The sequence below is a fragment of the Nonomuraea insulae genome (assembly GCF_042656245.1).
In genome coordinates, this window is sequence record NZ_JBHSPA010000156.1 from 1 (window position 1) to 584 (window position 584).

The 584-nt window shown below is 63.7% G+C and carries 1 protein-coding gene; it reads right to left on the bottom strand.

From position 1 onward, the window contains the following. Nucleotides 1-584 (bottom strand): carbohydrate ABC transporter permease (locus tag ACFPZ3_RS70250; RefSeq protein ID WP_379525388.1); only part of this gene is annotated, 584 nt, incomplete at both ends.

A 584-nucleotide genomic window follows, 5' to 3' on the forward strand; every position in this document is an offset into this window, starting at 1 on the left:
ATCATGATGGGGATCAGCGTAAGGACGACCACCGCCATCTGCAGGGCCAGCGGCGCGGGCTGCGCGTAGCCCGCCACATCGTGCGCAGCGGCGGCTCCGGGCATGAAGGCGCCCTGGTTGACGTACTCATACAACACGTACTGGATGGGCCATTTGCGGTCGTTGGCCGGCATGTACAGCATCACGTTGAACCAGCTGTTCCAGTAGCCGACGCCGTAGAAGAGAGCCATGACGGCGTTCACCGCCTTGGAGGTGGGCAGGACCACCGACCAGAGGATCCGCCAGTCGCCGGCGCCGTCGATTCTGGCGGCGTCGATCAGGTCGCGCGCCGTGCTCATGTAGAACGCTCTGATGATCAGGATGTTGAACACCGACACGGCGCTGGGCAGGATCAGGGCCCAGTACTGCTCGTAGCCGTTGAAGAGGTTGGCGACCACGATGAACGTCGGGATCAGGCCGCCGCCGAAGAACATCGTGACGACGAAGGTCAGCAGGATCGCGCGGTGGCCGAGAGAATTCTGCCGCGACAGGCCATACGCGCACAACACGGACACGACCATGGAGACCGCCGTGCCCACGATCGT